1 protein-coding gene is annotated in these 353 nt (G+C 54.1%); it reads left to right on the top strand.

Features of this window, described 5'->3' with window-relative positions; all coding sequences use genetic code 11:
• Positions 1-156 precede the first annotated feature (156 nt).
• On the top strand, positions 157-353 hold a 197-nt coding region (locus AC1DH9_RS31190; protein ID WP_477809593.1), incomplete at its 3' end, for a GTP cyclohydrolase I.

Raw genomic sequence — 353 nt, 5'->3', positions numbered from 1 at the left:
GTCATAGCGTTCAGATGTTGCTATCGACCTACGCCCGATGGATAAACTCCAGCACCGACTGGGGCGAACTCGGGAAGCTCGAAAACAGCTTGATTGGTACAAAATTGGTACAGACAGAAACAGTACCCCTCTGAAACCCTTATGGAATCAGCCCCTGTGACACTGGAACAGAATTACACGGCGATCCTCGGCCAGCTTGGCGAAGACGCCACCCGCGAAGGTCTGCTCGACACGCCTAAACGTGCCGCCAAAGCCATGCAGTACCTTTGCCGCGGTTATGAGCAGACGCTCGAAGAAGTCACCAACGGTGCCTTGTTCAGCTCCGACAACAGCGAAATGGTGCTGGTCAAGAA

It is taken from the genome of Pseudomonas sp. 05T35 (genome assembly GCF_056396605.1).
This window is presented reverse-complemented; position numbering and strand designations above follow the sequence as displayed.